Annotated in this window: 16 protein-coding genes; 4 read left to right on the plus strand and 12 right to left on the minus strand. The window is 69.3% G+C overall.

Translation table 11 applies throughout. The features are described 5' to 3' along the window. Positions 1-76 precede the first annotated feature (76 nt). The 3 genes from hutH to A37U_RS0109180 form a co-directional block, all read right to left on the minus strand. On the minus strand, positions 77-1,615 hold the full coding sequence (gene hutH, locus A37U_RS0109170; RefSeq protein WP_020496334.1) for a histidine ammonia-lyase: 1,539 nt from the start codon (positions 1,613-1,615) through the stop codon (positions 77-79). 87 nt (positions 1,616-1,702) lie between these two features. Next, positions 1,703-3,151 carry an FAD-binding oxidoreductase gene (locus A37U_RS42930; protein WP_020496335.1) on the minus strand — a complete coding sequence of 483 codons (1,449 nt, stop codon included), beginning with the start codon at positions 3,149-3,151 and terminating at the stop codon, positions 1,703-1,705. A gap of 55 nt (positions 3,152-3,206) precedes the next feature. Beyond that, the gene (locus A37U_RS0109180) at positions 3,207-4,091 is read right to left on the minus strand and encodes a GntR family transcriptional regulator (protein WP_020496336.1); all 885 of its coding nucleotides are present in this window, start codon (positions 4,089-4,091) and stop codon (positions 3,207-3,209) included. Between the two features lie 102 nt (positions 4,092-4,193). Between A37U_RS0109180 and A37U_RS0109185 the strand changes: the two genes are divergently transcribed. Beyond that, positions 4,194-5,414: an FAD-dependent monooxygenase gene (locus tag A37U_RS0109185; RefSeq protein WP_020496337.1), complete on the plus strand. Its 1,221-nt coding sequence runs from the start codon at positions 4,194-4,196 to the stop codon at positions 5,412-5,414. Positions 5,415-5,457: 43 nt separating this feature from the next. On the opposite strand, the gene A37U_RS0109190 is transcribed toward A37U_RS0109185, so the two are convergent. The 3 genes from A37U_RS0109190 to A37U_RS0109200 all read right to left on the minus strand — a co-directional run bounded on the left by A37U_RS0109190 (position 5,458) and on the right by A37U_RS0109200 (position 8,401). After that, positions 5,458-6,546: an S-(hydroxymethyl)mycothiol dehydrogenase gene (locus A37U_RS0109190; RefSeq protein ID WP_020496338.1), complete on the minus strand. Its 1,089-nt coding sequence runs from the start codon at positions 6,544-6,546 to the stop codon at positions 5,458-5,460. Positions 6,547-6,698: 152 nt separating this feature from the next. Continuing rightward, positions 6,699-7,949: a C39 family peptidase gene (locus A37U_RS0109195; protein ID WP_026197021.1), complete on the minus strand. Its 1,251-nt coding sequence runs from the start codon at positions 7,947-7,949 to the stop codon at positions 6,699-6,701. Between the two features lie 44 nt (positions 7,950-7,993). Further along, positions 7,994-8,401 (minus strand): PaaI family thioesterase, encoded by a 408-nt coding sequence (locus tag A37U_RS0109200; RefSeq protein WP_020496340.1) that lies wholly within the window; start codon positions 8,399-8,401, stop codon positions 7,994-7,996. 63 nt (positions 8,402-8,464) lie between these two features. Here A37U_RS0109200 and A37U_RS0109205 point away from each other — a divergent pair, with 63 nt between their 5' ends. Next, positions 8,465-9,055 carry a hypothetical protein gene (locus A37U_RS0109205; RefSeq protein WP_020496341.1) on the plus strand — a complete coding sequence of 197 codons (591 nt, stop codon included), beginning with the start codon at positions 8,465-8,467 and terminating at the stop codon, positions 9,053-9,055. Between the two features lie 111 nt (positions 9,056-9,166). On the opposite strand, the gene A37U_RS0109210 is transcribed toward A37U_RS0109205, so the two are convergent. From A37U_RS0109210 to A37U_RS0109230, 5 genes are all read right to left on the minus strand, one after another. Continuing rightward, positions 9,167-10,915: a TIGR03767 family metallophosphoesterase gene (locus tag A37U_RS0109210; RefSeq protein WP_020496342.1), complete on the minus strand. Its 1,749-nt coding sequence runs from the start codon at positions 10,913-10,915 to the stop codon at positions 9,167-9,169. A 51-nt stretch (positions 10,916-10,966) separates the two neighbouring features. Continuing rightward, positions 10,967-11,503 carry an NUDIX hydrolase gene (locus tag A37U_RS0109215; protein WP_020496343.1) on the minus strand — a complete coding sequence of 179 codons (537 nt, stop codon included), beginning with the start codon at positions 11,501-11,503 and terminating at the stop codon, positions 10,967-10,969. Further along, complete coding sequence (locus A37U_RS0109220; protein WP_026197022.1) at positions 11,500-12,846, minus strand: coenzyme F420-0:L-glutamate ligase; 1,347 nt, start codon at positions 12,844-12,846, stop codon at positions 11,500-11,502. Before A37U_RS0109220 ends, A37U_RS0109215 begins: the two co-directional genes overlap by 4 nt. 1 nt (position 12,847) lies before the next feature. Next, the gene (cofD, locus tag A37U_RS0109225; RefSeq protein WP_020496345.1) at positions 12,848-13,837 is read right to left on the minus strand and encodes a 2-phospho-L-lactate transferase; all 990 of its coding nucleotides are present in this window, start codon (positions 13,835-13,837) and stop codon (positions 12,848-12,850) included. A 62-nt stretch (positions 13,838-13,899) separates the two neighbouring features. Next, positions 13,900-14,649: an AraC family transcriptional regulator gene (locus A37U_RS0109230; protein ID WP_026197023.1), complete on the minus strand. Its 750-nt coding sequence runs from the start codon at positions 14,647-14,649 to the stop codon at positions 13,900-13,902. A 54-nt stretch (positions 14,650-14,703) separates the two neighbouring features. Between A37U_RS0109230 and A37U_RS0109235 the strand changes: the two genes are divergently transcribed. Beyond that, the gene (locus tag A37U_RS0109235; protein ID WP_020496347.1) at positions 14,704-15,270 is read left to right on the plus strand and encodes a methyltransferase domain-containing protein; all 567 of its coding nucleotides are present in this window, start codon (positions 14,704-14,706) and stop codon (positions 15,268-15,270) included. Between the two features lie 42 nt (positions 15,271-15,312). On the opposite strand, the gene A37U_RS0109240 is transcribed toward A37U_RS0109235, so the two are convergent. Then, positions 15,313-16,086, minus strand: a complete 774-nt coding sequence (locus A37U_RS0109240) for a site-2 protease family protein (protein WP_020496348.1) — start codon at positions 16,084-16,086, stop codon at positions 15,313-15,315. Positions 16,087-16,344: 258 nt separating this feature from the next. On the opposite strand from A37U_RS0109240, the gene A37U_RS0109245 reads away from it, so the two are divergent. Further along, positions 16,345-16,653 carry a WhiB family transcriptional regulator gene (locus A37U_RS0109245; RefSeq protein ID WP_020496349.1) on the plus strand — a complete coding sequence of 103 codons (309 nt, stop codon included), beginning with the start codon at positions 16,345-16,347 and terminating at the stop codon, positions 16,651-16,653. Positions 16,654-16,660 lie beyond the last annotated feature (7 nt).

The raw sequence follows: 16,660 nt of genomic DNA on the forward strand, positions 1-16,660 counted from the left end.
AGCCGGTCCTTTCCGAGCATCGTAGGGAGCGTTAGCGACTGAGGAGCGCAGGATGGGCCGGATCGGGCTGGCATGGTCATCGCTTCTCCAGGTAGGTCGAGACGGTTTCCGGGATGGCGTTCGAGCGCACGAGATCCTCGGCGGCGGCGATGTCCGGGGCGAGGTGCCGGTCCGGTCCGGGGCCCTCGACCCGCTCGCGGAGCAGGGCACGCGCTGCCCCGGTCGCCGGGCCGGGTTCGAGCGGGGCGCGCAGGTCGAGGGCGCGCGCCGCGGTGAGCAGCTCGACGGCGAGCACGGTCTCCAGTCCGCGCACGGCGTTGCGGAGTTTGCGGGCTGCCGACCAGCCCATGGACACGTGGTCCTCCTGCATCGCGGAGGAGGGAATCGAGTCGACGGAGGAGGGCACCGCGAGGCGTTTGAGCTCGGAGACCACCGCGGCCTGGGTGTACTGGGCGATCATCAGCCCGGAGTCCACCCCGGGATCCTCGGCGAGGAACGGCGGAAGCCCATGCGAGCGGGACACATCCAGCATCCGGTCGGTGCGCCGCTCGGCCATGGAGGCCAGGTCCGCCAGCGGGATGGCGAGGAAGTCGAGCACATAGGCGATCGGGGCGCCGTGGAAGTTCCCGTTCGACTCCACCCGTCCGTCCGGGAGCACGACCGGGTTGTCCACTGTAGACGCGAGTTCGCGTTCGGCGACCGATTCGGCGTGCGCCAGGGTGTCCCGTGCTCCGCCGTGCACCTGGGGCGCGCAGCGCAGTGAATAGGCGTCCTGCACCCGGGTGCAGTCCGGTCCGCGATGGCTGGCCACGATGGGTGAACCGGCGAGCAGCGCCAGCATCCGGCGCGCGGACTCGGCCTGGCCGAGCTGCGGGCGCAGTTCGTGCAGCTCCGGGGCGAACACCCGGTCGGTGCCGAGCAGTGCCTCCACGCTCATCGCCGCGGTCACGTCGGCGATGTCCAGGCAGCGGCGCAGATCGGCGGCCGCGAGCACGAGCATGCCGAGCATCCCGTCGGTGCCGTTGATCAGCGCGAGCCCTTCCTTCTCGGCGAGGCGCGCCGGTTCGATCCCGGCCTGCGCGAGCGCATCGGCGGCGGCGACCCGGTCGCCTTCGGCGTCGTGCACCTCGCCTTCACCGCAGAGCGCGAGCGCGACCGCAGACAACGGGGCGAGATCCCCGGAACAGCCCAGCGATCCGTACTCGTGCACCACCGGGGTGATCCCCGCGTTGAGCATCGCGGCGAGCTTGTCCACGGTCGACACCCGCACCCCGGTGCGCCCGGAGGCGAGGGTGCGCAGCCGCAGCAGCATCAGGGCACGGACCACCTCGCGCTCGACCGGTTCCCCGGCGCCCGCGGCGTGCGAGCGGATCAGCGAACGCTGCAGTGCGGCGCGCCGTTCGGTGGGGATGTGGCGCACGGCGAGCGCGCCGAACCCGGTGGAGACCCCGTAGGTCGGTTCCGTGGCGTCGGCGAGTTTGTCGATGTGTTCGCGGGTCTCGCCGACCGCGGTGCGCGCGGCCTCGCTGAGCTCGATGGACGCGCCGCCACGGGCGACCGCGGCCACCTCGCTCGCCGCGAGCGGGCGGCCGGCGTCGAGGGTGATGATTGCCATGCGGTCATTCCACCCCTTCGCGGCGGGTACCGCGAGCGGGGTGTGCCGCGTTCTGTCTGGGATCCCAGACAGTCTTGCCGGTGCAGCTCAGATTCTGCCGAGCCCCTGGGCGAAGTCGAACAATCGGTGCGGGTCGTAGTGCGCGGCGATCGTCCGCAGCCGCCCGGCATTGCCGCCGTAATAGGCCTGCGCCCAGTTCGGCTGGCCGGGGTCGATGTAGTTGACGTAGCTCCCGGGCAGGCCAAGTCCGTCCCGGACGGCGCGTACCCGAGCCTGGTCGGTCCCGCTGTAGATCTGCACGGTGGCCAGCGCGGTGCGGTGCGGGAAGGCGGTTTCCGAGGCACCGATCGCGGAAACGGCCCCACCGAGCGCGTCGAACATCACCGCGACCCCGGGTTTTCCGCTCGCGAGCCGGGTCAGCCGCGCGGCGTCCAGCGGTGCGGTGAGCACGGCCGACGTGGCGTGGAAGGTTTCTCGCGCACTCGATCCGGCGAAAAACCGCATCGCGGCGCCGTAGTCCTTTTCCTCGGTGTGCACGGTTTTCGGGGCGATCCCGATTCGCTTGCGCAGTTCGGCGAGTAGCGGGGCGAATGCCTTGGCGTTCCCGGTGAAGCATCCGGCGATCCGGGCGGCCGGTTCGGCAGCACTGGTCACGGTGCACTTGGTCCAGAATTCGGCCGGTGCGCCGGGCAGCCAGCGCTGCCAGGCGTCGAACACCTTCGCGGCGCTGCCCGGCGGGAAGCTCATGGTGAGCACGGTGAGCCGGGGCGCGGGCACGGTGTCGAAGGTGAGTTCGGTGACGATGCCCAGATTGCCCCCGCCAGCACCGCGCAGCGCCCAGAACAGATCCGGTTCCCGCTCGGCGGAGGCGGTGCGCACGGTGCCGTCCGCGGTGACGATGCGCAGCGAGCGCAACCGGTCACAGGTCAGTCCGTACTTGCGGGTGAGCACGCCGACCCCGCCGCCGAGGGTGAGCCCGGAGATCCCCACGGTCGGACAGGATCCCGCGGGCAGTGCGCGCCCCGCTTTGGCCAGCGCGGAGTACACCGAACCCAGCCGCGCGCCCGCCCCGATCACCGCGGTGCCGTCCGGGTGCACCCGCACCCCGGCGAGCCGGGCCAGATCGACGACAAGGGCCCCGTTCGGTGCGGAGTATCCGGCGTAGCTGTGCCCACCGGAGCGCGCGGCGATCGGCAGCCGTGCCGCCGCGGCCGTGCGCACACAGGCGGCCACCTCGGATTCGTTCGCGATCTGGGCCACGGCACGGGGTTTCCGGTTGTCGAACAGCGGGTTGAACAGCTGGTGCGCAGCTTCGTAGGTGCGCGCACCCGGCTGGACCAGCCGCGCGCCGAGCGAGGTGGCGAGAGCGCCGAGATCCGGTGTGGACGCGGCCGTCGACGTGGCCGCGGTCCGCACCGGTGCGGACGTTGCCTGTGGCGCGGCCGCCCGGCCCTGCGCGCTCGCGCATCCGCCGACGGTCACGCCCGCCATTCCCGCCCCGAACGCGGTCAGTGCTCCTCTGCGGCTGATTCCCATCCCTGGCACCCCTTTCGATCTCCCAACCGGAAAGACGCGCCGAGAGGGACCCGGTTCATGCGAGGTAGATCTCCACGCCGTCGAGCAACCTTCGCAGACCGAACTCGAAGAGCCGGTCCAGATCGAAGTCGAACCCCGCCGAGACGAGGGCGCCGAGACCGGGAAGGCGATCCAGATCCACGGAGTCGGCGAGCTTGCTGTGTTCGGCCCAGGTGTCGGTGTCCATCCCGGTGTCCAGATGGTGCGCCGACTCGTCGATGAGCGTCAGCCCGTAAGCGCGCACCTGGTTGAACAGGTTGTATTGCACGTACATCGCGGTTTCGGCGCTGACGCCGTGCTCGAGCAGGGCGCGCATGACGAAATCGGTGTAGCCGACCAGATGCGGGGCCATCTGCGGGCGGGCCATGGAGACCAGCGAGGCGGCCCAGGGATGGGCGTGCAGCGCCTCCCACATCCGGCGGGCCGCGAACTCGAGCCGTGGCCGCCAGCCACCGGAGAACGCCGCGGGCAGCGGGAATTCGGCGAACGCGGCATCGAGCATGGCCAGGTGCATGTCCTCCTTGCCGCGCACATGCCGGTACACGGTCATCGTGGCGACGCCGAGCCGGGCGGCCACCCGGCGCATGGACAGTGCGTCGAGCCCGTCGGAATCGGCGAGCTCGACCGCGGCGCGCACGATTGCCTCCCGTCCGGTCGCGGGTCCGGTTTCCGGTTTCCGGTGCGGGACGGAGCGCACCACGGTGCCCGATCCGGGCTTCGACTCCAGGATTCCCTCGGCGCGCAGGGCATCGAGCGCTTTGGTCGCAGTGGCCATGGCCACGCCGTACTGCCGGGTCAGCTGCCTCGTCGAGGGCACCCGGTCGCCGGTGACCAGTACACCGCTCTCGATGCGTGCCCGGATGTCGGTGGCGATGCGCAGATACGGTGGCGGTTCGCGCATTATCGACTCCGTACTAGTACAGTTCGGCCAATATCCGTGGTTACGGGATAAGTGTACTAGCTTTACCGGCCAGGATGGCTTATCCGTTCGTACGCTGTTCTCATGAAGAGCAGAACGATACTGATCTCCGGGGCCGGTGTGGCCGGTCCCGCTCTGGCGTACTGGCTTCGTGAGCACGGCTTCGCGGTGACCGTGGTGGAACGTGCCCCGGAACCGCGGCTCGGCGGCCAGGCGATCGACATCCGGGGAACGGCACGCACGGTGATCCAGCGAATGGGCCTGCTCGACGCGGTGCGTGCACACCACACCGGGGTGCACGGCATCGCCTATGTGGACTCCCGTGGGCGGCACCAGGCGCGGATGACCAACGCGGACTTCGGGGACAGTGGGGTGATCGCGGACCTGGAGATCGTGCGCGGCGATCTGGTCCGGCTGCTCACCGAGGCCGCGCAGGATGGGGTGGAATACCGCTACGGGGACACGATCACCGCGCTCACCGAGCGGGCCCACGGGGTCGAGGTGGAGTTCGCGAACGCCCCCGCGCAGACCTTCGACCTCGTGGTGGGCGCGGACGGGACCGGTTCGCGGGTGCGGTCGCTTGCCTTCGGCCCGTACCGGGAATTCGTCGCCGATCGCGGGTATCACACCTGCTATTTCCCCGCCCGGCTACGGCAGCCGCTGCACGGTTGGGAGCTGTTCTACAGCCTGCCCGCGGGCAACGGTTTCCGTGGGCGGAACGCGGTGCTCTATCCGGTTGGCGAACAGGGCGAGGCGCGTGCCATGTTCGCCTTCGCCGGGCCGCCGTTGCCGCACCTGCCGGAGAATGCGGAGCAACGCCTGGCCCTGCTGCGCCGGGTCTATGCCGGTGCGGGCTGGGAGGTTCCCGATCTGCTCGGCCGGCTGGACGCAGGAGAGGACATCTACCTGGCCAGGGCGGGCCGGGTACGCATCGATTCCTACTCGCGCGGCCGGACCGTGCTGCTCGGCGATTCGGCCTTCGCTGGTTCCTTCGGGCTTGGCACGAGTACCTCGCTGGTGGGCGCCTACGTGCTCGCCGGGGAGCTCGCGCGGGCCGAGGGAGAGCACCGGCGAGCGTTCGCCGAGTACGAGCGGATCATGCGGCCCTTCGTCCAGGCCGCGACGACCGATCCGCCCGGTGGGGTGCGCGGATTCCTGCCGCCGAACCGCATCGAGATCGGCCTGCGCACGCTGTTCATCAGGGCAATGCCGTACCTGCCCGGAAAGGAGCGGTTCACCGGAGGGATCGCCGAGGCCGCCGAGACGATCACGCTGGCCGATTACGGCCTGACCGTTCCGCGCTGAGGGTGGTGTCCGTGCGGGCGGCCCCGCACGGACACCACACCGATCAGAACATCACGACGCTGCGCAGTACTTCGCCGGAATGCATTTTCTCGAAGGCCGATTCCACATCGTCGATCCCGATCTTTTCGGTGACGAACTTGTCGAGCGGCAGCCGCCCCTCGAGATACAGATCCACGAGCATCGGGAAATCGCGCGAGGGAAGGCAGTCGCCGTACCACGAGGATTTCAGCGAACCACCGCGTTCGAAGAAACCGAGCAGCGGCATCTCGAGCTGCATCTCCGGGGTGGGGACGCCGACGAGTACCACGGTTCCCGCGAGGTCACGAGCATGGAAGGCCTGTTTGTAGGTCTCCGGGCGGCCGACCGCGTCGATGACCACGTCCGCACCGAAACCACCGGTGAGTTCCCGGATCGCCTCGACCGGATCGCCATCGGTCTTCGGGTTGACCGTGTGGGTCGCGCCGAGTTCGCGGGCCCAGCCGAGCTTCCGCTCGTCCAGATCGACCGCGATGATCGGATTCGAGCCGGCGAGCCGGGCACCCGCGATCGCGGCGTTGCCGACCCCGCCGCAGCCGATCACCGCGACCGAATCGCCGCGGCCGACCCCGCCGGTGTTGATGGCCGCACCCAGCCCGGCCATCACGCCACAGCCGAGCAGCCCGGCCACTTCCGGCTCGGCGCGCCGGTCCACCTTCGTGCACTGTCCACTATGGACCAAAGTCTTCTCGGCGAACGCACCGATCCCGAGTGCCGGGGAGAGCGCCGTGCCATCGGCGAGCTTCATCGGCTCGGCCGCGTTGAAGGTGTCGAAGCAATACCACGGCCTGCCGCGTTTGCAGGCCCGGCAGACACCGCAGACCGCACGCCAGTTCAGGATGACGTAGTCACCGGGTTCCAGGTCGGCGACCCCCGCACCGACCTGCTCGACGACACCCGCGGCTTCGTGTCCGAGCAGGAATGGGTACTCGTCGGAGATACCGCCCAGTTTGTAGTGCAGGTCGGTATGGCAGACCCCGCAGGCGGAGATTTTGACGACCGCCTCACCGGGACCGGGATCAGGAATCTCGATCGTTTCGACGGTTGCCGGGGCGTCTTTTTCCCGTACTACGACACCCTTGACGTGTTGGGACAACGATGACCAGCTCCTTGATTAGCAGGTACGCATGCCCGCATATGATCACCGACACACCGGTGACCGGGCAACCCGTGAAAGCCACGGATTTGCCCGGCCACCGAATCGTCCCGGCCAGGCGGTTCGGGGGGCAGCACCCGGCCGGGGAGTCTCTAGGGAATCGACCATCCCTTCGGCGTGTAGAGGTAGGCGGTTCCGCCGCTTCCGGAAGCGAGCTTGCCGTCCGCGTCATGGCGCTTGGTGCGCAGCCAGATGTTCTCGAAGGCGTGCCTCGGGTACACGTGGCGCACCGCCTTGTCGTTCGGGCTCGCCGGGTCGTTGGCGATCACATCGCCGTTCTCGGTGAAGCCGATGACGACCATCAGGTGCCCCGCGGTGCCGTAGCCCGCCCCGGGCAGCTCGGACTCCAGGAAGGACTGTGAGGTGATCACCGGGACCCCGGCGCGCACATACCGTTCGAGTTCGTCGAGCGAGCGCAACCGGGTCACGTGCGCGGAAAGCCCGTAACGGCCCGCGTAGGCGGCGTTGAACGACCAGTTCCCGGTGCCCTGATACGCGGTGTCGTAGGTGTAGCGCGCAGCGTAGTCCACGCTCGGATCCGGGTGCGGGCGCGGAATCCAGCGCATCTCGGCGGGAGACGGGCGGTGACCCCAGTACTCGACGACCATCTCCGTCGAGGTCGGGCTGCACCAGGCCTCGCCACCGCCGTCGTACTGCGGGAAATCGCCCTTGTGTACGTCCTGCGAGTAGCGCGGCACCTTCAGCTCGACACCGCGCGCGACGCCCGGTTTCGACGGCGGAACCTCGAACCGCGGCGGGACCGCCGAAGCCATCGCGCCGAGCAGGGACACGCTGGGCTTCGCCGTGGTGTCCGCGGCGCGATAGAGCGAGACCCGCAACTGGTACGAGCCGACCCGCACCCCGTCCGCGGTGGAGAAGGTGTCGGTGTCCACCGAACCGACCGGGTCGGACTGATCCTTGACGCTGGTGCGCTTGATGTCGGTGTCCCCGGAGGCCCAGCGGCCCATCGAGTACCAGCCGCTGCTGCGCCCATCGGTACCGGTGACCCGCAGCCCGACCTCCAGCCAGGTGCCCTTCGGCGTGTGCGCGTTCCACGAAGTGACGATCTGGTCGGCGGAAACACCGGGGGAGTAGCGCGGCGAGGTCCAGTTCGCGGACTCGTAGCGGTGCCCCTCGTAGTCCCGGCTGCCGGTCGGCTTCGCGAACGCGATCCCCCCTCCCTCGGCGCGCACCCCGTCGGCGTGCCCCTGCGCGAAACCCCGAGCCGAGGCCCACTGGTGGTAGTCGACCGTTCGCTGCTGTGCGAGGGCCTGGCCGGTCGTGGTGCTCGTGGCGAGCAGTACCGCACCGAGCAGGGTGAGCAGGATCCTTCTCGCACGCATGCGGGTGATTTTCACCCAGCACGCGCGCGGTGTAAACAGTTCGCCTACAAGACGGCCTGGGTTTGCGTCACCTTCGCCACGAGTTTCCCGTCATCGTCACGGATTTCGGTTTCCACGACCACGAAGCGTTTCCCCGTGTGCAGTGTCCTGGCGGTCGCGTTCGCCGATTTTCCCGGGCGCAGGAAGTTCGTCTTGGACTCCACGGTCGCGGTTCCCGAGCCCGGGGACCTGGTCTCGATGTTCGTCATCGCGCACATCGCGCCGACGGTGTCCGCGAGCGCCATCAGCGCGCCGCCGTGGAAGATGCCGCCCGCCGTGCACAGCCGCTCCTGCCAGGGCAACTGGGCGCGCACCTGCTCCGGTGTGTTGACGATCACCTCGATACCGAGGTGCCCCGCGAAGGGGATGAGCTGGTGCAGCGCCTCGGTTGCCTGCGCATCGATCTGGTCCATGACGCCTCCTTGAACGGGTGGGGGTGACACACGGGCGGGGTGCCGGTCATTACCGTAGTGCGTATGGAGCCCGACACCGCGTTGTCGCCCGATGGGTTCGCCGCGGAGTTCCTGCGCCGAGCGGCGAGCCCGGACCGGATCGCCGCGATCGTGCGCGACCTCGTCGGTGACCACATCGAGTTCGGCCCGGTTCCGGTGGGTCCCGGTGGGATCGCCACCGCGAAGGCGACCGGGAAGGTGCGGTTCGTGCACGGCGAGCCACGCGGCGGCGACGGGACGCGGGTCGATGTGCACACCGAGGTGGATGTGCACATCAGCGTGCGGGTGGCCGGGCGCACCGTGCGGTTCGAGGCGCTGATGCTCAACACGAACCGGATCACCCTGCGGCTGGTCGCCCCGCTGCTGATCGTCATCGACATCGCGGACATGGCCGAGGAGGACATCTCCCTGCAGCTGGCGCTGCCCGGCATGGTGGCACGCACCCTGCAGCGGGTGGGCAATGTGGACGCCGAGGTGCGCGAGCACACCAAGGGCTACATCGACCGGCTGGTGCGCTCCGAGCGGGCCGCGGCGCTGATGCGGATCGATGTCGGCAGGCTCATCGACCAGGCCTGGTCCTCCGGCCTGGTCCTGGACGGCCTGCACAAGGATTAGGGGCCGAGCGGGTGCGGTGGCGGAACCTCCGGCGCTGTCCTCACGAGGAAACACCGGAGAACCCGCCGCGGTGCGAGTGGTAAGAGCGGTTGCGCCGCCGACGAACACCGATCAGCGGCCGGACTGTCGCGCGCCCAGTGGATCGGTCAGCAGCAGCTCGGTGTTGTGGTCCTTCGCGGCGCCGAGGAAGTCCTGATCGCGGTGGATGTCGTTGTAGGCGAGTTCGCGGTACAGGGAGGCGAGCCCACGGGGGCTGGTGTCCGCGTAATTCGTCTCGTACGGGCTCTCCGCCTCGATCAGCGTGGTGAACAGCGAGAGGGTGCCGTCACCGTTGTCGGCGAGCTCGATGATCCGCGCGTGGTGCGGGTAGTCCACGTGCGAGGCGGTGTTGATCTCCCAGAATCCCTGCTCCGGCCGGTCTCCGGGGCGCGGGCTGATCTCGTTGCGGTGGGTGTGCCCGTTGACCCAGGCCAGCACGTTCGGGAATCGGTGCAACAGGGCGACGAGCTCGGCCCCGGTGTGTCGTTTCTCGAACAGCCGCTCGGGATCGGGAACGCCGTTGTCCATGGTGTCCGAGGTATGGTGGCTGAACAACAGGAAGTACGTATCGCTCGCGTCCTGTTTGACGAGTTTCCCTTCGGAATCGTAATAGCGTGAGCTGCCCTTGGTGAGCACCCGCTCGATCCATTCGAATTGCGCGGTTCCGATGGCGCCGTCCACGAATCCGGCGCGGCAGGTGGAATCCATACTGATCCCGACCACGCCTTCGGCGATGGGGAAGGTGTAGTAACCGGAATTCTCCTCGACATTGCGCTCGCTGAAACCGTGCCCGAACGGTCCTTTTCCGGTGACCCCCTCCGCGAGGTGTGCGCTGACGAATTCCTTCGGGGTGAACGGTTTCCTGCGCTCATCGGCGGCGACCACCCGAACCGGCCCGTCCAGATGCGGCAGGGCGTCCGCTGCGGCGCGCGGATCGTCCCGCATGGCCCCGGCGAGCTTCTCGGCCTCGCTGCTCGAGGAGAGTCCTTCGAGTTTCAGCGTTCCGGTGTAGATCGCGTCCACGAAGGGGAGTCCCGGCGGAAGGGTTCCGGAGACGCTGTCGTCGTGGTTTCCGAACACCGCGTACCACGGAATGCGCAGTCCCGGACTGTCGAACTGCTGGATGGCCGTGGAAAGCAGGTGCGGGAGATACGGGAATCCCTTGTCCTTGTACATGTCCTTCATGGAATTCCCGGGATTCCAGTACAGCGTGGCTCCGGAATTCTGGACGCCCTCGTATTCGCCGGCGTTCCCGGTGTTCGGCACGATGGTCCCACCGGAGAGCATGGTCAGATACCAGTCGAGCTCGATCCGCTCGTGATTGTCGGTGTTGTCTCCGGTGCACACCACGAAATCGGGTGCCCGCCCGGTGAACGGACCCGTGGTCAGCGAATTGACCCTGCGCACCAGGGACATTCCGCCCTGGGCCGTCAGCGTCTCGTGTGGACGGTGCGCGGATCCGGTGAACGGATGCAGGTACTCGAACCGCATCGGGCTCTGCGCGTCCACGATGTGGATGTCGGTGAACTGCACGAAACTGGCCAGCGCCCGGCGGCGGTCATCGCGTCCCGTGGCGCCGGTGCTCAGCTCGGTGCGGGTGACCAGCGGCCAGCCCGGGCCCGCGGTCAGCTTGCGGTAGCCGGAGCTCCCCTGCTGGGCCGCGACCGTCTCCAGGGTGGTGCCCGCCGGAGCGATCGCCCGGCGGCGCGTCTCCCGCAGCGCCCGGTCCAGGCCCGTCGCCCCTGCGGTGCCCCCGAAGGCCAGCGCCGCGGCCGCCGCACCACTCGTGGCGAGAAATCGCCGCCTACTCACCGGATTCATGTCCTCACCCCTTCGTTCCGGGGTAATTCTGTCCAGCGCGTTTGCGGGCGTCTACCACCACATGGCCGAACGGGCGGCCTCCGCGAGGGCGCTCACCTCGGTGCCGGGCAGCGCGTCCAGCGGCCACCAGCGGAGGTCGTCGGACTCCTCGCTGCGCACCGCCTGCGCTCCGGACGGGGCACGCACCAGATAGCGCACATCGAAGTGCCGTGTCGGCACCCCGAGCGAGCAGGTGACCGGATGCACGTCGATGTGCACCGGCTCCTTGGAGATCTCCAGCCCGGTGATCGAGGATTCCTCGCTCGCCTCGCGCAGTGCGGCCGTGCGCAGGTTCTCGTCCCCGGGCTCACAGTGCCCGCCGAGCTGCAGCCAGGCGCCGACCCTCGGGTGCAGGGTGAGCAGCGTGTCGCTGCCCCCGGCGTCCACCACGAGCGCCGATGCCGTGACGTGCCCCGCCGCGCACTCGCGGGAGCAGGAGTCCTCGCGTGCCTCGAGGAACCCGAGAAACGCCTCGCGTAGCGATTCCTGGCCGCGTGACTCCGGACGCCAATCGCGCAGGGTAGCCAGTGCGTCGGCGTGCACGTTCACAGCTCCACCAGCCCCTTCGTGGTGTCCTTCGGTGGCCGTGGTTCGAGCGGCCCATCGGCCGGATACCCGATCGCGACCGCGCCGAGCGGGGTCCAGTCCTCCGGCAGCTCGAGCACCTCACGCACCACCTCCGGGGCGAAGATCGTCGAGGAGACCCAGCAGGAGCCGATGTCGTGCGCGGCAAGGGAAACGAGCAGTCCTTGCACCGCGGCGGCACCCGCGACCGAGAACATGTTCGCCTCGGCACCCTGGCGGCGCTCGTCGGGATAGGCGTGCGCGCCATCGGGGACCCAGAAGGGCAGCACGAGTTCCGGGGCCTCGTAGAGCAGCCGGCCGCGTTCGGTGCGCCGCCGCGCCCACCCCGGATCGCGCCCGTCCTGTTCGACGAGATCGGTGACCCAGGCCTCGCGCATCGCGTCCAGCAGCCGCACGCGTTTCTCGGCCGAGCGCAGCCACACGAACCGTGCGGGGAAGGTGTGGTGTGGTGCAGGTGCGGACAACGCGGAACCGATCGCGGTCCGGATGTCGGCCTCGGGAACCGGATCCGGCGCGAAGGAGCGCACCGAACGCCGGGTGAGCACGGCCTCCTTGCGGCCCGTGGCGATCGCCTCCGCGGTGCCGAGCGAGAACAGGTCCTCGTCCACCGGCCGGACCAGCTCGCGCGCGCTCGATCCGTCGTCCGGCAGCGCGAGTCCGCGCACCACCGCGACCGGTACCCCGTGCAGTTTGCCCTTGACCAGATCCCCGGCCGCCGCCAGTTCGTCGGCGATCGCGACCTCGGTGACCGCGAGTTCGTTGCCGTGCTTGTCCACCTGGCCCGCGTAGCGGTGCAACACCTCGAGGCCCGCCGAGCCGATCGCCGCGTCGGTCTGCCCGACCCGCCAGGTGCGGCCCATGGTGTCGGTGACGACCACGCCGACCCGGACCCCGAGCCGTTCGGCGATCGCGGTGCGCAGCAGTGCGGCCGAGGCGTCCGGATCCCGCGGCAGCAGCGCGATCTCACGGGAGTCCACATTGGACGCGTCCACTCCGGCCGCCGCCTGCACGATACCGAGCTTGTTCTGGGTGATGCGGGTGTTCTTGATCTGCGCGACCACCCGGGTGGATTCCTCGGTGACCAGTTGCCTGCGCAGTTCCTCGCGTTCCTCCGGATCCTCCGGCGCGGTGACCAGTCGTCCCTCCACTTTGGACACGACCTTGCTCGTGACGACGAGGATGTCCCCGTCGGCGAGCCAGTCCGCAGCCGTGCAGATCGCCTCGGCCAGATCATCTCCGGGACGGAGTTCACCGATCCCGTGCACACCGAACAGCTGGACCGGGCCGCTTGCCGCATGCTCGAAGATCTCAGCCAAGACCAACCTCCGCGAGTTCGAACGCCGCGCGCACCATAGCCGCGGTGGTTTCCGGATCGTGCATCAGCAGCGGGATCGCGCGGGTGCGCGCCCCGGCCACTTCGGCTTCGTCGCCCTCGGCGACGAGCCAGCCGTCGAGCAGCCCGCCGTCCGTCCGGGCGCCGAAGAACGTGCCGACCGCTTCGGCCGTGGTCTCCACCCCGATGCTCTGCAGGCAGGCATCGGCCATGCCGCGCACCGGTTTCCCGCCGATCACCGGGGAAACCCCGATCACCGGGGCGGGGCCCGCGACGAGCGCGTCCCGGATGCCGGGCACCCCGAGCACCGCGCCGACCGAGACGACCGGGTTGGAGGGGGCGAGCAGCACCAGATCGGCGTCGGCGATCGCGTCCAGCACACCCGGTGCCGGGCTCGCCTCCTCCGCGCCGACCCCGAGGATTCGGTGCGCGGGCAGCTCGGCGCGATAGCGCACCCACCACTCCTGGAAGTGGATCGCCTTGCGCCCCTCACCGCCGTCCGGATCGTCGATCACGACGTGGGTCTCCACCCGATCGTCGGTCATCGGGAGCAGCCGCACCCCGGGACGCCAGCGATCGCACAGCGCCTCGGTCACCGCGGAGAGCGGATAACCCGCGCGCAGCATCCGGGAGCGCACCAGATGGGTGGCGATGTCCTTGTCCCCGAGCCCGAACCAGTCCGGATCCGCGCCATAGGCCTTCAGCCCTTCGGAGACCGCCCAGGTCTCCCCGGACTGCCCCCAGCCGCGTTCGGTGTCGATGCCCCCGCCGAGCGTGTACATGCAGGTGTCCAGGTCCGGACAGATCCGCAGCCCGTGCATCCAGACATCGTCACCGGTGTTCACCAGCGCGGTGATCTCGTGCTCCCCGGTGCCCTCGCCGATCGGCGGCAGACCGAGTGCCGCCTTGACCCCGAGCAGGAACCGCGCGCCGCCGACCCCGCCGACCACAACCACAACCTTCACGTACCCGATCCTCGCACTCGCCCCGTCCGGCCGGCGAAGCAGTCCTCACCGCTGCGCAGTCCTCATCGCTGCCGACCGGGGAACAGGGAACTCGGCGGGACACCGAGGTGGCGGCGGAACGCAGCGGTGAACGCGCTCGCGGTGGCGTACCCGGTTCGGTGCGCGACGGTGGCGACCGGGTGTCCCTCGGCGAGCAGCGACAGCGCGGCCTGGATCCGGGCCTGGGTGCGCCACTGTTCGAAGCTCAGCCCGGTCTCGGCGAGCCAGAGCCGGGCGAGGGTGCGCGCGCTCGCCCCGGCGATCCGGCCCCACTGCTGCTGGCTTTCCGCGCGTGCCGGATCGGCGAGCAGCGCCTCGGCGACCACGCGGGCCCGTTCGTCGCGCGGCACCGGCACCCGCAGCACCGGGACCCGGACCGGGGCGAGGCGGGCGAGCAGCAGGTGTTCGGCACAGGACCGGGTCTCGGTCTCCGGTGCGCCCTCGGCGAGGTAGTTGATCAGTTCCCTGGACAGGCCGTCGATGGCCACCACCGTGGTGTGCGCGGGGGTGGCGGGCGTGTGCTCCGGCCAGAAGTACGGGCTGCGCAGCCGGGCGTTCGCGGTGGCACCGGTGGTGTGCCTGGTCTGCGCGGGCAGCCACAGCCCGAGGCTCGGCGGAAGCACCCAGGTGCCCTCGGCGGTGTGCACCTGGAGTACGCCGTGCTCGGCCCACGCGAGCTGGTGCGCGGGGTGCTCGTGCCAGTCGAACCACTGTCCGCCGCGCAGTTCGAAACTGGCCACGAAGGCCCCGGATGGCTGTCCGAATCCCGACATCGAATGGCAGCCTAGCGACTGTGAGACAGGCGCACACCCGGTTAGCGTCGAGCCATGATGAATCGGGTGCACCGCACGCTCTGCTCCTCCCGGCTGTGGGCCAAGGCCGTGGCCCGCGAACTTCCGCAGGTGCTCGATCCGCTCCCGCTCGGTGAGCGGGTGCTGGAGATCGGCCCGGGGTTCGGGGCGACGACCGAGGTGCTCGCGGGGCGGGTACCGGAACTGACCGCGGTCGAGGTGGACCAGGCCAGCGCGCGGCTGCTCGAGCGGAAGTTCGCCGGGCGCGCGGAGATCGTGCACGGGGACGGGGCGCGGCTGCCGTTCACCGACGGCCGGTTCAGCTCGGTCGTATGCTTCACGATGCTGCATCACGTGCCGTCTGTCGCGGCCCAGGACGAACTGTTCGCGCAGGCCTTCCGGGTGGTCGAGCCCGGTGGCGTGTTCGCGGGCGTGGACAGCCTCGCGAACCTCGGATTCCGGCTGCTGCACCTGGGCGACACGATGGTGGTGCTCGATCCGCAGCGGCTGCCGATGCGGCTGCGGGCGGCCGGATTCACCGATGTGCACGTGCAGCACGTGCCGAAGCGGCGGGTGCGGTTCTTCGCCAGGAAACCGGGCTGACGGGGGACCGCACCGACCGGGAAATCGCGGAAATCGCGCTGACTAGCGCCAGGGCATGGCCAGCTGCTGACCGATCAGCGCCAGCTCGTAGCTGCCGCCGAAGGCCTGCAGGATGAAGCCCACGATCTGGTAGAGCACGCCGACCGCGGGCGGGATGGCGATCAGGATGACGAACAGGCCAAGCGGCGCCCAGGGGCGGACCTTCCGGCCGAATTCCTGAGCCTGGTAAGGCAACCACGGTTCGATGGCGCCCCAGCCGTCCAGTCCGGGGATGGGCAGGATGTTGATGATGAAGGTCAGGATCTGCAGCATCGCCAGATAACTCAGCGCGGCGCCGAGCGAGATGCTGCCGAAGCTCAGGGTGGTGCTGCGGAACCCGAGCGCGACGGCAAGGGTGAGCACGATCGCCACGACGAGGTTCGCTGCGGGCCCGGCGACCGATACCGCGGACTCGACCTTCTTGTTGCGCAGCGCGTGGTGATTGATCCACACGGCGCCACCCGGAAGGGGGATGCCGCCGATCGCCAGGATCAGCAGCGGAAGCAGCAGGGACAGCACCGGATCGGTGTACCGGCGTGGATCCAGGTTGAGGTAGCCCTTGCCGCGCACCGCCCAGTCGCCGCCGCGGAAGGCGGTGATCGCGTGGCCGAACTCGTGCAGGCACAGGGTGACCACGTAGCCGCCGAACACGAGCAGAATCGCGCCGAGGCCGAGCAGGAACTTGTTCGCGGTGCCGAAGGCACACAGCAGCCCACCGAGGACGGTCACGCCGAGCAGGGCGAGAAAGACCGGGCTGATCTTGCTGGTTGCGCTCACCGGGTTAGTGTCCCAGTAGTCCGGCTCGCGGTGCTCTCGGGGCGCGAACGGGCCGTCGTGGGAACCCGCAGGTGTGAGTTCGGGGTGAGTGGACCACTCGTTCGCGGGGCCCCAACTTGACCGAGGCGGATAACACATGTGTAATCACATCGGTGTCATTCTCGTCGTCGTGTCGAGTATCGGTTCCGACTCGGTTGTCGGGGGAATGGCGTCCGTCAGCCAGCCCGGGAGTGCGGATTGCGTAGGAGGCGGACGGGCATGGAGGAGAACGAGCCAGTGCGGGACGAGGAGTTCCTGACTCCGGTCGACGCGTTGGATGGCTTTTCCGAGCTGTTCGATGAAGCTGAAGAGCAAACATGGCAGGAGCGCGCCCTGTGCGCGCAAACGGATCCGGAAGCGTTCTTTCCGGAGAAGGGTGGGTCGACCCGCGAGGCGAAACGGATCTGCTCGGTGTGCGAAGTGCGCGCCGAGTGCCTGGAGTACGCGCTCGCCCAGGACGAGCGGTTCGGCATTTGGGGCGGTCTCTCCGAACGGGAGCGGAGAAAGCTCAAGCGCCGCGCCGTATGACGATTAC

Origin of the sequence: Sciscionella marina DSM 45152 (genome assembly GCF_000379465.1) — a bacterium.
GTDB classification, from domain to species: domain Bacteria; phylum Actinomycetota; class Actinomycetes; order Mycobacteriales; family Pseudonocardiaceae; genus Sciscionella; species Sciscionella marina.

What these genes read in the sequence shown, in the direction of transcription:
- hutH (WP_020496334.1), bottom strand. Translation starts at nt 1,615, where the DNA reads ATGGCAATCATCACCCTCGACGCCGGCCGCCCGCTCGCGGCGAGCGAG.
- A37U_RS42930 (WP_020496335.1), bottom strand. Translation starts at nt 3,151, where the DNA reads ATGGGAATCAGCCGCAGAGGAGCACTGACCGCGTTCGGGGCGGGAATG.
- A37U_RS0109180 (WP_020496336.1), bottom strand. Translation starts at nt 4,091, where the DNA reads ATGCGCGAACCGCCACCGTATCTGCGCATCGCCACCGACATCCGGGCA.
- A37U_RS0109185 (WP_020496337.1), top strand. Translation starts at nt 4,194, where the DNA reads ATGAAGAGCAGAACGATACTGATCTCCGGGGCCGGTGTGGCCGGTCCC.
- A37U_RS0109195 (WP_026197021.1), bottom strand. Translation starts at nt 7,949, where the DNA reads ATGCGTGCGAGAAGGATCCTGCTCACCCTGCTCGGTGCGGTACTGCTC.
- A37U_RS0109200 (WP_020496340.1), bottom strand. Translation starts at nt 8,401, where the DNA reads ATGGACCAGATCGATGCGCAGGCAACCGAGGCGCTGCACCAGCTCATC.
- A37U_RS0109205 (WP_020496341.1), top strand. Translation starts at nt 8,465, where the DNA reads ATGGAGCCCGACACCGCGTTGTCGCCCGATGGGTTCGCCGCGGAGTTC.
- A37U_RS0109210 (WP_020496342.1), bottom strand. Translation starts at nt 10,915, where the DNA reads ATGAATCCGGTGAGTAGGCGGCGATTTCTCGCCACGAGTGGTGCGGCG.
- A37U_RS0109230 (WP_026197023.1), bottom strand. Translation starts at nt 14,649, where the DNA reads ATGTCGGGATTCGGACAGCCATCCGGGGCCTTCGTGGCCAGTTTCGAA.
- A37U_RS0109235 (WP_020496347.1), top strand. Translation starts at nt 14,704, where the DNA reads ATGATGAATCGGGTGCACCGCACGCTCTGCTCCTCCCGGCTGTGGGCC.
- A37U_RS0109245 (WP_020496349.1), top strand. Translation starts at nt 16,345, where the DNA reads ATGGAGGAGAACGAGCCAGTGCGGGACGAGGAGTTCCTGACTCCGGTC.